Raw genomic sequence first — 16,161 nt, 5'->3', positions numbered from 1 at the left:
TTCCCTTCCTTTTCGGAGGGGCTTTCATTGAGGCACCGTGGAGGTTCCAGAAGGCGTCAATCTGCAGCAATTTCCCTTCCTTTTAGGAAGGGCTTTCATTGAGGCAGCGCTCCAGACGACTGCGACATCTTCGACCGAGAATTTCCCTTCCTTTTTGGAGGGGCTTTCATTGAGGCGAGGGCTGGAACCTGGCAAACAACTTCATCGGCAAAATTTCCCTTCCTTTTGGGAAGGGCTTTCATTGAGGCTCGGAGGCAAAACAGGATCCTTACGGCAAGTACAGTATTTCCCTTCCTTTCTGGAAGGGCTTTCATAGAGGCCAGTCGACGGCGGCGCGAACATAGGGCTGGTAGCGGATTTCCCTACAATTTTGTAGGAACCTTCATTGAGGCTGGTACTGGCACGCTGCAACCGGTACTGCGAAGGTGATTTCCCTTCCCTTTTGGGAGGGGCTTTCATTGAGGCACATGCCGCCACTGCGTAGAAGTAATGCCCGGTGCATTTCCCCACCTTTTCGTAGGGACTTTCAATAAGAAAAACTGTTGCGATGGCCCAGGGTGACTGATGGACTGCTTGTTCTGCAGCTTGAGGTGTAGACTTTCATTGAGGCCTGAAAGCGTGCGGCTCTCCGCTGGCTATTTTCAACATTTCCCTACCGTTTCGCAGGGACTTTTATTGAGGTAGGTAGGTGTCTCGGACGATAACGTCGCACCAGCCAGATTTCCCTTCCTTCTTGGAAGGGCTTTCATTGAGGCCCGGATATTCCGGCGGTCGAGCTGATTATGGCTGGCATTTCTTCGCTTTCTAGCGGAGACTTTCATTGAGGCAAGAACCAGTCCACCCAGCGCTTCAAAGGCGCCTCATTTCCCTTTCCTTTTGGGAAGGGCTTTCATTGAGGGAAGATTGCTACGGTCGGTTTGAAGAGAATGAAGGCAAATTTCCCTTCCTTTTCGGAGGGGCTTTCATTGAGGTGCTCTGCAGGTTGCGTCACAGACGGGCATCCCGCCGTATTTCCCTTCCTTTTGGAGGGGCTTTCATTGAGGCGCTGATTCGGGCGTTCCTCAGAACCACACGGCAATGCATTTCCCTACTTTCCGTAGGGACATTCATTGAGGCATTGAGGCGGGTTCATCCCGGCTTGCGCGGGAAATACCTCAGCTTTCCCTACAGTTTGTAGGGACTTTCCCTAACCCAACCCTGCTCCGTTCCTGGGCTCACCACAGCACAGGAACGGAGCTTTTTTGCTACGAAACGAGGCCAAAACACCAGCAGCAAGCCCCACCCACCAGCTGCTACCCGCCTCCTCCACACCTCCAAGCAGAAAACTCAACACGCTGGAATAGCGTCATAAACTCGCTGATAAGCCAAAACACTCCGCCGCAGTGCTACCCTCAAAACCAAGCAGCCAAAGCTGACTGCCCACCATATTCGCTCACACCAAGGAGACACCGATGTCTACCCCTTACAGTGCAGGCGACGAACTTCCTATCTCACTCGTCATGCACACCGTGTACTGCCCCCGCCGCGCATGGATCGAATCCAACGGCGAAAAGACCGATACCTCACAAATGCAAGAAGGGCAATCCGCCCATAAACGAGTCGACGACCCCAAAACATCCCGCGGCACGCAACAGCGCGCAGTCACCATCTCATCAACACGCCTCGGGCTCACCGGACGATGCGACGCCATCGAACCGCAAGAAGACGGTTCTACCCGCATCATCGAATACAAGGCAACACCCGTACGCCGCAACGCATCCGTCACACCAGCCCACAGGGTGCAGCTCGCCCTCCAAAAAATCTGCCTCGAAGAAGCCGGCGAAACCATCAGCGAATGCGCGGTGCACTTCACCAACCACAACAAAACCGTGCCCGTCGATATCTCAGACGAAGACATCCGCACCGCAGAAGAATACGTACACACCACCCGCGCACTCATCGACAACCCGACAGCACCGCAACCCCTCGAAGACTCACCCCGCTGCAGCTGGTGCTCCCACATCTCCGTGTGCCTACCCGACGAATCCCACGGAAAAGAAAACATTACACGCGTCGTCGCCAGCAACCCCGACAGCCAAGTAGCGCACCTCACCACGCAAGGATCAAGAGCGACCGTCCAGCAAGGGCGCCTCATCGTGCAACACCTCGGTGAAACAATCAGCAGCGTACCCCTCGAACGTGTGCACAGCCTCGTGGTCCACGGAAACATCGACGTTTCCTCCGCGCTTCTACGAGAACTCATGTGGCGCAACTGCACCATCATCTGGTGCTCCAGCACCGGCCGAGTCTACGGCTGGTCGCAACCCGGCACCGGACCGAATGGACTGGCCCGCGTGCAACAGCATGTCCTCTCAGCGCAGGGGCACCTGCCTATAGCGGCCGCCATGATTGCCAGCAAAATCGCAAACCAAGCGACCCTGCTGCGCCGTAACGGCCACGCCGCAGATGTATGCCGCACTATGCGAGACATTCAGAAGCACACGCCGCAGGCTACCTCAATCCCGGAACTGCTCGGCATCGAAGGTGAAGCCGCCTCGCTCTACTTCGGCAACTTCGCGACCATGCTCAAAGAAGACGTGCTCACCGAACTCGGCTGGACCTGGGCCGGGCGGCAGGGGAGAGGCGCTAACGACCCCATCAACATTCTGCTGAACTACGCCTACGGTATGCTCAGCTCAGAATGCATTCGTGGGATTCTCACGTGTGGGCTCGACCCTCACGCCGGGTTCCTGCACAGCAGCTCTCGCAATAAGCCGGCGCTCGCTCTTGACCTCATGGAAGAATTCCGTGCAGTCATCGCGGATTCTGTGGTGGTGTCTCTTATTAATAGGAAGCAGGTCAAAGCGGCACACTTCACGGCGGTTGGTGGTAGCTACCGGCTCACACCCGAAGGACGGAAGACTGTCATCGCCGCGTTCGAGAAGCGAATGGCCACGGAGATTACCCACCCCACCTATGGGTATTCGGTGACGTGGCGCCGCGCTATTGAGGTGCAAGCCCGCATGCTCCTGGGCGTAATTAACGGAACCACCCGCGAGTACACGGGGGTGACCGTACGATAATGCGTGACGACGCCCGACGAACACTCATCGCTTACGACGTGCCCAGCGACCGGCGGCGCGCCAAACTGGCCAAGCTCATTCTCAGCTATGGGGACCGTATTCAGTACAGCGTCTTCATTGTGGATGCGGCCCCCGCCAAGGTACGACGCATCAAAGACGAGGTTCAGGAACTCATCGATCCGGACGAGGATTCGGTGCTTTTCTGCGACCTGGGGCTGCTGGCCCGCCTTGACGAGCCGACCTTCAGCTACATTGGCCGGGCGCGCGAGGTGACCGAATCGGATGCACTCATTCTCTAGCCGCGTGCTGCTCATTCGCTAGCGACGCGCGGCAGGGGAACGGAGGAATGACGAGTTCGATTGCGGACTGATGGCAAAGGCGGGATAATAGATACAGTCAGCTGATTTTAGTTTGTGGCAATGCAGTAAATCCAGTGCCGTCGCGTGCTGGCCTTCATTGGGGGTTAGACCTGTTGCAATAGCCGAAAGCTAGCTGGCCTTATTCTCTCGGGTCTGTAAAGATTTCGAGAGCTTTCTTTTCAGCCCGTGTCTCGTCGGTACTTATCGTATCTGCGAGTCGCGGGCTTCTTTACTTAGAACTGTTGGATGTTTTCTGGAATCTGATGTATTCTCGAGATATACCGAATTTGACCGGCTGGTGCCTCACGCATCCTGCATGAGGATTGACCCGGGCAGTTGTCTGGAGGTAAAACCGATGGATATTTTTGCAGACCTGGTGCTGAACACGCTGTCGCTCTTCTTGGCAGACCTGTTGTTGGGAGTATATAAGGCATGGACTAGGAAGAATCGCGCCAAGGGCGGCCCTTGTGATGAGACGATGCGGAAGGTTCCCAATATTGAAGATTTGGGTGGACAGAAAACTCTGGTCGTACTCTCAAACCGAGGCAATACGGAAGCTCAGATTGCGCTCACGAATCACCGGACGCAGATCTTCTCGATTCTGCCGGCTGGGAGCAACGTTACCGTGAGTATTTCTTCGGGTGAAGAAAAGCCGCCCACCACGACGGAAACGCAGTAGGCGGCTTTGAAGTACGTTGATACCGCAATAAGCGGGGTGTTTTGAGTTCTGTTGCAGCAGACTCAATCCCAGAGTATAGCAAGAAAACAGGGCCAGACTCTAGCCTTCTCTATATACTGACCAGCTTATGCAACTAAATGCCCCTGATGCTGCGCTGAATAGTGCCTAAACAAGGCGGCTACAGTGCAGATTCAGGGGCATTACCGTCCTTGAAGTAGCGGCGTGACGAAAACACGCGCACCATTCGGGAAACCGATGTAGCTTAAAGCTATACAACAAAAAATCGTGCACAACCCACGCATCGACGCGATATGTGCACACACTACCTAAGGAGACAATCATGTCCCAGAACATCATTACCCTCGCCGACCTCCTCGAAAACGTCGAACTCGGCGGCGGCTCCGTCATCACCTCCATCACCGAACTCGAACCCGCCGCAGGCCCCCACGCATCCGTGGCACCCGCCAAGTTCGTCGACGGTTCCAAGTCTGTCTTCGCCTACGAGAATCGCTACATCGAGGATGACGCTCAGAAGGTCGTCCTCATCGACAGCAAGCAGTCCGAACTCAACCGTGCAGAAGCCGCTATCGAACAGGGCCGCCAGTACGGCGACGAAGCAGCCGTCAAGATTCCCCGCGCCGTCGTCACCTACAAGACCGAAAACGGCCCCGTAGAATACAGCGACATGGAACTATCCCACCGCATCTTCGACGGCCACTTCCGTGCCGGTCGCGTCGACGGTAAGCCCATCACCGAAAACGACCAGTACCGCGCACTGCGCAACTGCACCCCCGCAGACATGAGCGCACTGCTCAATACCGCCCCCGCAGCGCTCCTCTTCGGCGCATGGGACTCCACCCGCAAGAGCAACCAGGTCCGCCTGCGCAGCGCCCTCGTCGGTGAAATCATCGGCGTCCTCGCAGACCAGGAGCCCGGCGCTGAACACCGACAGGCACGCCGTGGCGGCGCCCGCGTCGATGCCGTCGCTGCTAGTGTGCAGCTTACCCCTAAGGACATGGAGTCCCTGGTTAATGACCAGGAAGCTGAACTGAGCCCGGGCAACGTTGGAGCTCGTCGCAACGAAATTAAGAAGGCCAAGGCCGATGCCCGTATCTCCGCTTCCCCCCTCGGCCTGGGTAGCATCCCGCCTGTACTCGAAGAAACCGGCGCCGTCGCATGCTGCCGTATCATCCGTTCCTGGGTTCTGAGCCTCGCCACCCTGCGTCAGCTGCGCTTCGGCACCGACGAAAAAAAGAACGTTGCTGCGCGTGCACTCCTTGCCGCACTCGGCCTCAACGCCATTGCCCGTGCGGAGCGTGAACTCTACATCCGTGCCAACTGCGACCTGATCGAATCCGCCGCACCCGTCGTTACCCTCGACCAGCGTTTCGGTGAGAAGAAGACCTTCGCACCCCTGACCGTTAAGCAGGCCGACCAGCTTCTCCTCGAAGCTATCGAGTACGCCAAGGAGGAAGGTGTAGCTGACTGGAACGGCCAGACTTTCAAGGTTGAGGGCAACCCCAGCATCATCGCGAACGCCACCGCGGAGGACGCTGAATAATATGACGAACCTCGGAATTCTCGCGAGGTTCCCGCTCGGCGTATACCAGGGCCACAAGGCAGACGGAAGCCCCGACGCCTTCCCCGACCCTGCCCGCTTGCAGGCCGCGCTCCTCAGCGCGGCCGCGCAGGGACCTCACGCAATTATCGAAAACGGGCAGCTCGCCCCCTCGGAAGAATCTCTCAAGGCCCTCAAATGGCTTGAAGAGAACCCCCCGACCGGGCTGCAGATTCCCGACATGTGCCCCGTGTACCGCTCACCCAACAAGATGAGCCGATTCATGTACCGCGAAGTGGCATATTCCGAGAAGGACGGGCGGCAGACCGAACGTCGCGCCGTATCCGACGGCTGGGCAGTATCCGACACCATCGGCTGGCAGTACGATAAGGTACCCGCAGACATCGCGGAAACCATCACCCAGCTCTGCGGCGAAGTACCCTCCCTCGGAGAAGCCAGCAGCTTCACCGCCCTCTACACCGGAGACGTGGAACCCACCCACACCATCGACACCAAGTCGGGCCCCTTCGAAGCAGGCGGCATGTCCGTCCGCGTGCCCGTACCCGGTCGAACCGATGCGCTCATGCGTGCCCACGCAGAAGCGTACCCCGCCAAGGTTCCCACCAAGGCAGGTGATAAGACCGCTATGAGTGACACGATGCGCCCCTCTCCGGTGCCCACCGCAGGCCTCGGATCCATCAAGTACCAGCCTGTGGAGGCTGAAACCTCCACCAGCCCCTGGGAATACTTGTGGCTCCTCGAAGTAGATGGTGAAGAGCTGAAGCCCGAACAGTACGTCAAGGCAAGCTCCCTGCTGCACAAGGCTCTCGTAGCTGCCGCAGGATTCGGCGCGCCCAGCCTCATCACCGGCAGGTACCCCAAGGGTCACAAGCCGGCCAACAGCCTGGCGCTCCAGTACCTGCCTGCCCGCTACCTGCCCGACTATCTGCGTCGTGAGGTGAAGTCTAGGGGAGTTCTGCTCGTCTTGGTCCCGGCAAGCGCCCCGACCGATGAAGCAGTAGAACTCGGTATCGCACTCAGGAGCGTAGAAACCCTCTACGCTCAGGACTTCCCCCGGCTGACCGTGAAGCTTCGCCAGAAGCGCCTGCCCGCACAGGGTTTCTGGGATGCTCCCAAGACCGGGTACAAGCGCCTGTGGCGTACTCTCAGCGCGGCCGTTCCCGAATCGCGCGTTTTCAACCGCCCGAAGAAGGTTGAGACGAAGGCATGGACCTTCGCTGACGCCGCTCTGCTTTCCATGGCTTACGTGTGGCGTGACAGCTTCGAGGCGCCCGAGGCTGAAACCTCACGTGAACGAATTCGCAGCTTGAGGGATCAGGTCGAGGAAACGGCTGAAGCCAAGGTCCTGGAAGCCCACCGGGTAACCCAGAACCCCGCCGCCTACGCCTACAAGCTGCCGCGTACTCTGCCCGCAGAGCCGTGGCGCGGCATCGTAGACCTCGGCAACCTGGCAACGGACACGACCCTTGTAGCCATCGGCCAGTCCCGCCACATGGGAGGCGGCCTGCTGGTTCCATTCGACGTGCCCACCGAAGAGTATGACCGCCGCAAGAAGGAGGAAGAGCATGACTAGCCCCGCTACCACGTTGCCCTCCATCACTCGTGATGAGTTCGGTGCCTTCTTTGCCGCGCTTGACGCCGCACTTAACAGCGCCGCACCTAACGACGTGCCCAAAGAAAAGCGAGAACACTACCCCTTCAGTTGGCAGGAAGAGGTACTCGACCACATTTGTAAGCACGGCGTATGGCCGGAACGCATTAACGCACCGACCGGCTCCGGTAAGTCCTCCGTGGTTGATATCCACCTTTTCGCGAATGCGCTCGCAGCGGTTGGGGCCGCGCCGCGCGTTCCCCGTCGCCTCTGCGTGACCGTGGGACGCCGCGCGCTGGTCGACAGCCAGGTAGACCGCGCCCGCGAGATTCTCCGCCGCATGAATGAGGTGCTCGCTGATGAATCCGGCGAGCCCGATATTCTGCGTAGGGTTGCTGAAGCTCTCCAGAGCTTCCAGACCCGTAACGATGAGCAGAGGAGCGCGCCCTTCGAAGTTGGCCACATCCGTGGTGAACTCTCGAACCGTACCCTGCCGGTGACCGACATTTCGGCCTGTGCGATCATTGCCGCAACCCCCGACATGTACGGTTCGCGAGCGCTCTTCCGTGGCTACGGTAGCACCAAGGCTGCCCGCCCGCGTGAGACCGCCCTGCTGACCATGGACACCGTCATGGTGCTCGACGAGGCACACATGAACCGTCAGCTGCTGCATACCACTCAGCGTATTGCCGAGCTACAGAAGCGCGAGGCTGACCTGGGCGTTCCTACCCTGCAGGTGGTTGAGACGACCGCTACCCCCTCCACTGGGGACAGCGACTCGACCACCCTGGGCGTGGACATTGAGGCTCTCGATAGCCCGAATGATAAAGAGCTGCACCGCCGTGTCTACTCGCATAAGGAACTGGTGCTCCGCCCCATCGATAAGTGGGATGGTAAGCCCGGTAACCGTGCGGTTGTGGATGCTGCTGTGGACGCTATCAAGGAGTTCCTTGCCCACCGTGAGGCGAGCGAAGGCTCCGAGAAAGCCCACACTGTCGGCTGTATCGTCAACCATGTGCGGACGGCTATCGCCATCAAAGAAGCGCTAGTTAAAAACAAGGTGCTTGAAAAGGAGAAAGAGGTTCAGCTTCTCGTAGGACGCATGCGCCCGTACGATCTGAAAAAGTTGCAGAAAAAGCACAGCAAGCTCTTCACTACCGAAGGCGATAAGTCCGTGAAGGTTGTTGTTGCTACCCAGACTCTCGAAGTCGGTATTGACGTTGACTTCGCTGACCTGGTGACCGAGCTGGCACCGGCTTCCTCCTTGGCCCAGCGCTTCGGCCGTGTTAACCGTCTGGGCCACCGTACGGATTCCAAGGTCGTTGTTATCGGGCCTGCCAACAGTGACTTGGTAAAGAAGGACGCGCCTCCCTACAAAGCGGTCGACCTGAGCAATGCGTATGGTTGGCTCGAAGCGCTCAACGGTGCTGAGAACCCGTCGGTGACCCCCGCCGCAATGGTGAAGAACCCGCCGGTACAGTCCTCCCCGGAGCGCCTGCTCTACCAGCGCCCGGAATGGCCTGACCTGCTGGAATTCTCGCGTACCGACGAGAATCCCTACGATGAGCCGGACCTTGACCTATGGCTGCACGACTCCCTGGATGCAGAAACCGCAATGGGCGGTGTTATTGTGCGCGATAACCTGCCGAGCAACACTTCTGCCGCAATGGAGATTCTCAAGACCAGCTACTTTGCACCGAGCGACCGGGAAACCTTCCCCGCGAATCTGAAGATTCTCCAGGAGATTCTGGACTACCAGGATGAGCACGGCGTGAAGCCGCGTAAATTCCTTTACCGTCAGGGTGAAATTTCCCTGTGGCAAGATGCTGACCACGGTGATGAGAACAACCAGTCGTTGGCCCCCGGTGACGTTCTGATTCTTGATACGGGCAGTATCCCGTTCACGAACCAGGGTATTGCTGTGACTCAGCGTGAGTTGCCTTCTAAGAAGGAGGAGCTGAAGGCTGTGCCTTTCCTCAATGGCACCCTCTACGTGTATGAGAAGTGCGCGGACCGTGAGGAAGACTTCAGGGAATACCTGGGCCTCTCACCCGGAGAGGTAGCGGAGCTACTCGACACTCAGAGCGCGAAGGGCGAGAAGAGGATCGCTTCTGAACTTACTACCGAAGCTGAGGATGGTCAGGAAGTTATCGCCTGGTACGCCAAAGTGACCGACGACAAAGAGTCTGTTGAAGGTTCCGATATCGCTCAGGAGTTGGTGCTGGCTGGTCCCGTTCTTCTGGACGACCACCAGAACGATGTTGCTGAGCGTACCCGCCAGCTTGCCGAGAACCTCGGCCTGGCACCGGAATTCTCGGAGGCACTGGAACTGGCTGCAAAGTACCACGACGAGGGCAAACGCGACCTGCGTTTCCAGCAGATGCTAGGTGCAGACCCGGAAGCGGAGGTGCTTGCAAAGAGCGGCCGCCGTTCCGTGGCTGAGGCGTACCGCGCCCGTAGCCGTAGCGCCCTGCCGAGGGGCTGGCGTCACGAGCAGCTGTCTGCGCTCATGGTTGCGGCCTCGCCCGAAAAGGTGGGGGAGCATCGCGACCTGGTGTTGCGCATCATTGGTTGCAGTCACGGTCACGGTCGGTTCTCCTTCGCTCATGACGCAGGCTTCCTGCTTAAGGAAAGCTACTTGCCTGAGGGAACCGACTACGAGGTGCTCAAGGAACAGGCGACCCGACTCTTCAACGTCGGTTACTGGGACAACCTCATGGAGCAGACGAGCCGCACCTACGGCCCGTACGCTACCGCCTACCTTGAAGCTGTAGAACGCGCAGCAGACGCCCAGATTTCACGGGAGGGACACTAATGGCAACGCTGACTATTGCCGGTGACTACACCTCGGCATTGACCCATTTTGCCCTCTACGGGCTGTCCCTTGTGGTTGAGCAGAAGCACCCCGGAACCGTCACTGTAGGTTGGTCTCAGGAGGGTCAGCCGCGCGCCCAGATGCATGCTGAAGGCGTGTCAGAAGAAGAAATTGCCGAGTGCGTGCACTCCTACGTTTCTTCCCTGGCCGCTGATGGTAGCTGGGTGAACGTCGACCAGTCCTACGGTGCGGGTAAGGAAGCTGCTGTTTTCTCCCCGTTCTCCCCGCGTATTCGAGGAATCGACGTGGAGAAGTACCCGGACGACTGGGCTTCTCACCAGAAGACCCGACAGGCTCATCTGGATGCGCTGATGGAACGTGACGACCTGCTGTCTCTGCTCTGGATCTCCGGTCTGGGCGAACCTTCCTACTGGCGTTTTGAAACCAAGGCACCTCGCCCGGATCACGGCGCGTCTCGCTGGGAGATGAAGACCCGCAACAAGGGCCAGGAGTTCATTAAACACCGCTTGCGCCTGATGTGCGCGGACCTGGCTACCTGGGAACCTTCCGCGATGCTCAGCGGTATTACCGGGCAGACCCTGTACGACTCGCTGGATAATAAGCCGGAATCCCGAACCGGAACCGGTTTCACCGTCCCGCAGCCGACCGATACTGCGCTTGCTTTCTGCGCGCTGGTGGGTATTGCGAACTTCCCGGTGATTCACCAGATCCACCGGATTGGCGTGACCCCCGGTGCCTACCCGTACAACGCTTTGCATCCGCGGCTCATGGTTCTTCCGGTATCCTCCGGAAGGGTTACGCCCGCCCGGTTGCGAACCGTGCTGCGCAGCCACCCCTACCGTAGGGTGGTTGACGAGGTCGGTAAGGCGATGGAACGCGGCTCTTTGAGCTCTGACATTTTCGTGTCCGAGCTGGCGGATGAGAAGGCGATTCTTCGTGAGAAGGGCGTTCAGGCGTTTGTTGCTTTCCCCATCGCGAAGGTGGGTAGTGATTCGGCTCCTGAACGTCAGATTCTGAAGGGTAGGGCGATTCCGCTGGGCTAACCTAGCCGCTTATCGAAGCGGGCAAATATGCCCGCACAATGCAGGGGAGGGGCCCTCCGGTCGTATTGCCGGAGGGCCCCTCCCTCTATCTATTATGAGTGCCTACATATCGCTGGGTGGATATGCGGTAGCTGGTGCGCCAGGGAACCGCCCCTTACGCCACCGCCACGGTGCCCTTGGCTGCGGTGCCATTTCGGGTCCACAGCAGGAGCGCCGCCACGCTGTTGATGATGTAGAAGATGTACTTGCCGACGTTCGCGAAGTTGCCCTGAGTCAGCGCCTTGATGCACTGCACGGTGTTGTACAGGAACCAGAATTGCCACTGCATCGTGAGCTTGAGCGCGTTCAGAATGTTTGCTGACAGGGAGAGACCGAACACTACGGTCGTGATCCAGAACAGGAACGAGGTCTTGCCGCCGTAACCGACATAGTTCGCAATCAGGGAGAACGCGAACGAACCGGCCACAATACCGCCAATAATCAGCTGGCCCTTCGTGCCGGTCGGCGGTTCCATCGCTTTGCCGCGTTCGGAGTTCTGCCACCTACGAATCGCGAAGGTGTACACGATAAAGGTCACCGGGTAGGTGATGATTGCTGCCTTGTTGCCCAGAATGTAGTCAATCGCGCCAGACAGCGCCGTGTTAATAATGCCGAGCACGTTGCCGATGTTTGAGAGGCGGCCGGTCAGGCGGGTAGACATCATTGAAATACCCACGTTAATCACGGAAATCACGCCGAGGGGAATGAAGGGCGTGATCGGGCCCCAGTCGACGTATTTGGCGAGGTTGGTGCTCAGGTATCCTGAGGCGATTGCGATGGCGATAACCAGTGCTACGCCGAAAAAGTCGGCGTACTTGGACTTGGCGAAAAAGAGGAGAGCCTTCTCGTATGAGAATTCCTTGGCCTCCATGGGTAACTCCTTTGTTGAGGATATAGGAACAGTGATAGGGTACCAATAACTATAACTCTTTGAAAAGGGTTTGAGTCGGCGTGTCACACATAAAACTTCAGAAACCCACATATTCCACATCTCGGAACACCGTGGCATTGGGTAATTCAAAATCACCCCATCAAGAATCCATACCAACTTCCGGTAAACCTTGCCAGATATCGCCCCTACTTCGTTAAACATCGAAAATGGGCGTAAAATCACCGCCGTTTCGTCTTCGCTTTAAAGGGGACCTTAAGGTACGCTAGATGACTGGGTCAGGGAACCCTGCCGGTCTCACTCACCGCGCATCCGCCCGACAGACACCCGCACCCCGTACACTGCGTCTCACTCACGCATACAGGGGAGGGAACCCAACGTATCGGCCTCACTCACCGTTTACGCCGCTGTCCGCGCATCCTGCCACCCGTAACTCACTCAACTCAAACAAGAACTGAATAGGACAATCATGCCCTTGATTAACCATCGACTCTCACGACGATTCTTCGTAAAGGGTGCTTCCGCCGCCGCCGCTGCAGGCGCACTGACCCTGCAGGTACAGGCCGCTCAGGCTGACGAAGCTCCCGCAAACCTTGCCCCGGCAACCGAGGAAACTAAAGGCCCGCGCCTCGTTATTCAGCGTGCCACCATCACTGAAACCGGTATGACCGTCAACTACACTGCACACGGTCTGCGCGAATTCCTCACCGAAGGCACCACCCTGACCGTACGCCACGGCTACGTTCGTAACGACTCTTTCGAAACTCTGCGCTCCTGGCCGCTCACCCCCGAATTTGACGGTGACGCTGACAGCTTCAGCGGTAGCGACCAGTTCCCCATCGAGCTGATGCAGGGTGAGGGTGTTGATCACGCCCTGCAGCTGGATATTTGCTCCGACCCGTGGGGCCAGGAGGTTACCCACCAGATTGCTGCGCGCATTCCCGTGGCTGAGACTAAGATCCTGAAGACTTCTTTCGAGGATGTTCCGGGTAGTCACCCGTTCGCTGAGGATATCCGCATGGCGAACCAGAAGAAGTGGCTGATGCCGAATCCGCAGTCTGGCGCGTTTGAGCCGGACCGCCCTGTGACCCGTGAGGAGCTTATTGCTCTGCTGAACCACGCTGCAGGTCACGCTGGCGTGAGTGAAAACTCTGAGGTTGCCCCCTTCGCGGATGCGGCAGGCCGCCCGACCGCGAATGCGCTGCACTGGGCTCGTGACCGCAAGATCACCGAGCCGCTCACTGGTGGCGACAAGATTGACCCGACCGCACCGGTTTCTCACGAGCAGCTGGTGGCTGTGCTGTTCCAGTACAACGCGGAGGTTCAGCTGACTGAAATGAACGAGGCTGCTGGTTCTCGTTTCCGCGACGTGCTCGGTGCCGGTACTCTGCACCGTTACGTTGCGTGGGCTGGCGCGAACGACATCGTGCTGGATTCTTCGGGCGTGTTCAACCCGACCGCGCCGACTACTCGCGCGGAGCTGGCTCGTTTCATTCGCCGCTACAAGCTGCAGAACCTGCTGTTCACTGACTTCTCGTATGTCTCCTAATTTTTAGTCACCTCGGCACCGTGTGTTGGGGTGTGTGGAACCCCCGTCTTCTGGTTTTTGCTGGAGGCGGGGGTTTTGCCATGTCCCGTATCGCCGCGCCTCGGGGAGTTTTAGTGACAGGCTGTGCCTGGCATATGAAATTTTGTGTTATATATGCCTAAAATCTTGCAAAATCCTGTGTGCTAAGTAAGTATTACCTAGAAGGTAAGTTAAAGGTTGCCTTACTTAATACTGTGTGAAGACTAGTTTCCTTCCTCGTGGGCCCACGAAACCCACACCAAAGAGCAGGAAAACGCGGCACCTCACCACCCATCGGCGGGGGAGAGACGCACCTTCACACACCACCCACGAAAAAGGACATACATATGAACCTCGCTTCAAGCAAGGCATTCAAGGGCCTCGCCGTTGGATCGCTGGCACTGGCAATTTCCGGCGTTGCCACCATCCCCGCATCGTTCGCGGCAGACTCCACCCCGGCGGCAAGCCAGAGCACTGACGCTCGCACCATCACTGACAAGGCGATGGCAAAGATCACCCAGGGCCTGCCCGGTCAGTTCCAGGTCGCATACTCCAAGAAGACCAACAAGATTTGGGTTGCGGGCACCGCTGACCGCGACGAGCACGTTTCTACGATTGCTCGCATTGACGCAAACTCCCTGAAGATTGAGGCCGTCGCCGAGCTGCCCATCGTCCAGGACGCGAAGGGCTACTCCTACGAGGGTGCGTACGGTATCACCGTCGATGACGAGGAAGGTACCGTGTGGGTGACCAGCACCCGCGATAACTCCGTTGCCGTGTACGATCAGGCGACCATGAAGCAGCTGTGGACCAATGCGGGTCTGAGCAAGGACGACCCGAACTGGATTGAGCACCCCCGCGAGGTGCGTGTCGATCACGAGTCGGGTAAGGCTTTCGTGACCGGTCGCTTCTTTGTCTCGGCTATCGATCTGAAGACCAAGCAGGTTGAGAAGATTCAGCTTGAGGGCGCACCCGATGGCGGTACCCGCTACATCAGCATGAACATTCTGGTGGACGGCGGCAAGCTGTACGTGCCCGAACGCACCGGCGGCAAACTCTTCGTGATCGACACCAAGACCTTCAAGGTCGAGAAGACCATCTCTGTGAAGGGCGATAAGGACGGCGAGGTTCGCCCCTCCGACGTGGCTATTGACCACTCCCAGAACGAAATTTACGTCTCCTCCCAGGGCGTGAAGGGCGCGAACTCCGGCGTGTCCATCTACGACGCGACCACCCATGAGTTCAAGAAGTTCATCCCGGTTGGCACCCAGGCACTCGCACTGGACAACGATGAGGCGAACGACCTGGTGTACGTCTCTGACTTCGGCACCGGCAAGGTCGGCGTGATTGACGGCGGCGCAGCAGACAAGCTGATTGCTGAGGTCGCCATGAACGGCGGCAAGGCAAACGACCTGGTCGTACTGCCCAACGGCTCCGTTATCGCTGTGGACAAGCAGGCTGGCGCAACCGCAACCGTGCCTTACGTCCTCGACGGTACCACCGGTACCGTCAGTACCTCCAGCCAGGTCACCAGCAAGCCTTCTAAGGACAAGCAGGGCAACGAGGTTCCCGCCAAGACCTCCGAGATTCAGGCGAACTCCATCCTGAAGTTTAAGGTCACCGCAACCGCAGGCGATAACTCTGAGGTCAAGCAGGTCACCCCCGAAACCCGCGAGTTCCAGGGCTACCCGGCAACCGCCACCAAGACCAAGGCGGCCGACAACAACGCAACCACCCCCTCCACCGAGGCACACCGCACCCTGGACGCAAACGGTAGCGTTGCAAACATCATTCAGGGTCTGCCCGGCCAGTTCCAGGTTGGCTACTCCAAGAAGAACCACAAGCTGTTCGTACCCACCGTGGGTGCACGCGGCGGCCTCGCTTCCTCCCTGGCACGCGTGGATGCAGACACCCTGCAGACCGAGGCTTTCGCCGAGCTGCCTGTGAAGAAGAACGACAAGGGCCAGTACGGTTACACCTCCGCGTACGGCGTGACCGTTGATGACGTGGACGGCACCGTCTGGGTTACCAACACCACCGACAACTCCGTGGCAGTGTACGACCAGCAGACCCTCAAGCTCATCTGGAGCAACGAGGGCGTGCAGAAAGACGACCCGAACTGGATTGAGCACCCCCGCTCCGTTCTGGTTGACCACGAGTCCGGTAAGGCATTCGTGACCGGCCGCTTCTTCGTGTCCGCTATCGATCTGAAGACCAAGCAGGTTGAGAAGATCCAGCTCGAAGGCGCACCCGACGGCGGCACCCGCTACGTGAGCATGAACCTGTTCCTCGACGGCGGCAAGCTGTACGTGCCCGAGCGTACCGGCGGCAAGCTCTTCGTCGTGGACACCAAGACCTTCAAGGTTGAGAAGACCATCCAGACTCAGGGTGAGGACTCCACCGTTGAGGTTCGCCCCTCCGACGTTGCTGTGGACCACTCGCTGAATGAGATTTACGTCTCTTCCCAGGGCGTGAAGGGCGTCAACTCCGGTATCTCCGTGTACGACCTGAACACCG

Annotated in this window: 10 protein-coding genes; 9 read left to right on the top strand and 1 reads right to left on the bottom strand. The window is 58.4% G+C overall.

Annotated elements, in window-relative coordinates:
• The first annotated feature begins 1,451 nt into the window (after positions 1-1,451).
• The 7 genes from HMPREF2927_RS08045 to HMPREF2927_RS08015 all read left to right on the top strand — a co-directional run bounded on the left by HMPREF2927_RS08045 (position 1,452) and on the right by HMPREF2927_RS08015 (position 11,149).
• On the top strand, positions 1,452-3,062 hold the full coding sequence (locus tag HMPREF2927_RS08045) for a CRISPR-associated endonuclease Cas4/Cas1 (RefSeq protein WP_070687025.1): 1,611 nt from the start codon (positions 1,452-1,454) through the stop codon (positions 3,060-3,062).
• Positions 3,062-3,361 carry a CRISPR-associated endonuclease Cas2 gene (gene cas2, locus HMPREF2927_RS08040; RefSeq protein WP_044141701.1) on the top strand — a complete coding sequence of 100 codons (300 nt, stop codon included), beginning with the start codon at positions 3,062-3,064 and terminating at the stop codon, positions 3,359-3,361. The genes HMPREF2927_RS08045 and cas2 overlap by 1 nt, the downstream gene beginning before the upstream one ends.
• Positions 3,362-3,776: 415 nt before the next feature.
• Positions 3,777-4,100, top strand: a complete 324-nt coding sequence (locus HMPREF2927_RS08035) for a hypothetical protein (RefSeq protein WP_070687023.1) — start codon at positions 3,777-3,779, stop codon at positions 4,098-4,100.
• Positions 4,101-4,440: 340 nt separating this feature from the next.
• Positions 4,441-5,661, top strand: coding sequence for a type I-G CRISPR-associated RAMP protein Csb1/Cas7g (gene cas7u / locus HMPREF2927_RS08030; protein ID WP_070687021.1), 1,221 nt, complete (start codon positions 4,441-4,443; stop codon positions 5,659-5,661).
• A gap of 1 nt (position 5,662) precedes the next feature.
• Positions 5,663-7,252, top strand: coding sequence for a type I-G CRISPR-associated protein Csb2 (gene csb2, locus HMPREF2927_RS08025; RefSeq protein ID WP_070687019.1), 1,590 nt, complete (start codon positions 5,663-5,665; stop codon positions 7,250-7,252).
• Positions 7,245-10,085 (top strand): type I-G CRISPR-associated helicase/endonuclease Cas3g, encoded by a 2,841-nt coding sequence (gene cas3u, locus HMPREF2927_RS08020; protein ID WP_083311239.1) that lies wholly within the window; start codon positions 7,245-7,247, stop codon positions 10,083-10,085. The genes csb2 and cas3u overlap by 8 nt, the downstream gene beginning before the upstream one ends.
• Positions 10,085-11,149: an aldehyde dehydrogenase gene (locus tag HMPREF2927_RS08015; protein ID WP_070687018.1), complete on the top strand. Its 1,065-nt coding sequence runs from the start codon at positions 10,085-10,087 to the stop codon at positions 11,147-11,149. Before cas3u ends, HMPREF2927_RS08015 begins: the two co-directional genes overlap by 1 nt.
• A gap of 154 nt (positions 11,150-11,303) precedes the next feature.
• On the opposite strand, the gene HMPREF2927_RS08010 is transcribed toward HMPREF2927_RS08015, so the two are convergent.
• The gene (locus HMPREF2927_RS08010) at positions 11,304-12,059 is read right to left on the bottom strand and encodes a nicotinamide mononucleotide transporter (RefSeq protein WP_070687016.1); all 756 of its coding nucleotides are present in this window, start codon (positions 12,057-12,059) and stop codon (positions 11,304-11,306) included.
• 487 nt (positions 12,060-12,546) lie between these two features.
• Here HMPREF2927_RS08010 and HMPREF2927_RS08005 point away from each other — a divergent pair, with 487 nt between their 5' ends.
• Complete coding sequence (locus HMPREF2927_RS08005) at positions 12,547-13,626, top strand: S-layer homology domain-containing protein (RefSeq protein WP_070687014.1); 1,080 nt, start codon at positions 12,547-12,549, stop codon at positions 13,624-13,626.
• A 365-nt stretch (positions 13,627-13,991) separates the two neighbouring features.
• On the top strand, positions 13,992-16,161 hold a 2,170-nt coding region (locus tag HMPREF2927_RS08000; protein ID WP_070687012.1), incomplete at its 3' end, for an NHL repeat-containing protein.

This window comes from Rothia sp. HMSC061E04 (genome assembly GCF_001813685.1).
Classification (GTDB): Bacteria; Actinomycetota; Actinomycetes; order Actinomycetales; family Micrococcaceae; genus Rothia; species Rothia mucilaginosa.
This window is presented reverse-complemented; position numbering and strand designations above follow the sequence as displayed.

Excerpts from the sequence above, each read along its gene's own strand:
- csb2 (WP_070687019.1), top strand. The coding sequence starts at position 5,663 with ATGACGAACCTCGGAATTCTCGCGAGGTTCCCGCTCGGCGTATACCAG.
- HMPREF2927_RS08010 (WP_070687016.1), bottom strand. The coding sequence starts at position 12,059 with ATGGAGGCCAAGGAATTCTCATACGAGAAGGCTCTCCTCTTTTTCGCC.
- cas7u (WP_070687021.1), top strand. The coding sequence starts at position 4,441 with ATGTCCCAGAACATCATTACCCTCGCCGACCTCCTCGAAAACGTCGAA.
- cas2 (WP_044141701.1), top strand. The coding sequence starts at position 3,062 with ATGCGTGACGACGCCCGACGAACACTCATCGCTTACGACGTGCCCAGC.
- HMPREF2927_RS08005 (WP_070687014.1), top strand. The coding sequence starts at position 12,547 with ATGCCCTTGATTAACCATCGACTCTCACGACGATTCTTCGTAAAGGGT.
- HMPREF2927_RS08015 (WP_070687018.1), top strand. The coding sequence starts at position 10,085 with ATGGCAACGCTGACTATTGCCGGTGACTACACCTCGGCATTGACCCAT.
- HMPREF2927_RS08035 (WP_070687023.1), top strand. The coding sequence starts at position 3,777 with ATGGATATTTTTGCAGACCTGGTGCTGAACACGCTGTCGCTCTTCTTG.
- HMPREF2927_RS08045 (WP_070687025.1), top strand. The coding sequence starts at position 1,452 with ATGTCTACCCCTTACAGTGCAGGCGACGAACTTCCTATCTCACTCGTC.
- cas3u (WP_083311239.1), top strand. The coding sequence starts at position 7,245 with ATGACTAGCCCCGCTACCACGTTGCCCTCCATCACTCGTGATGAGTTC.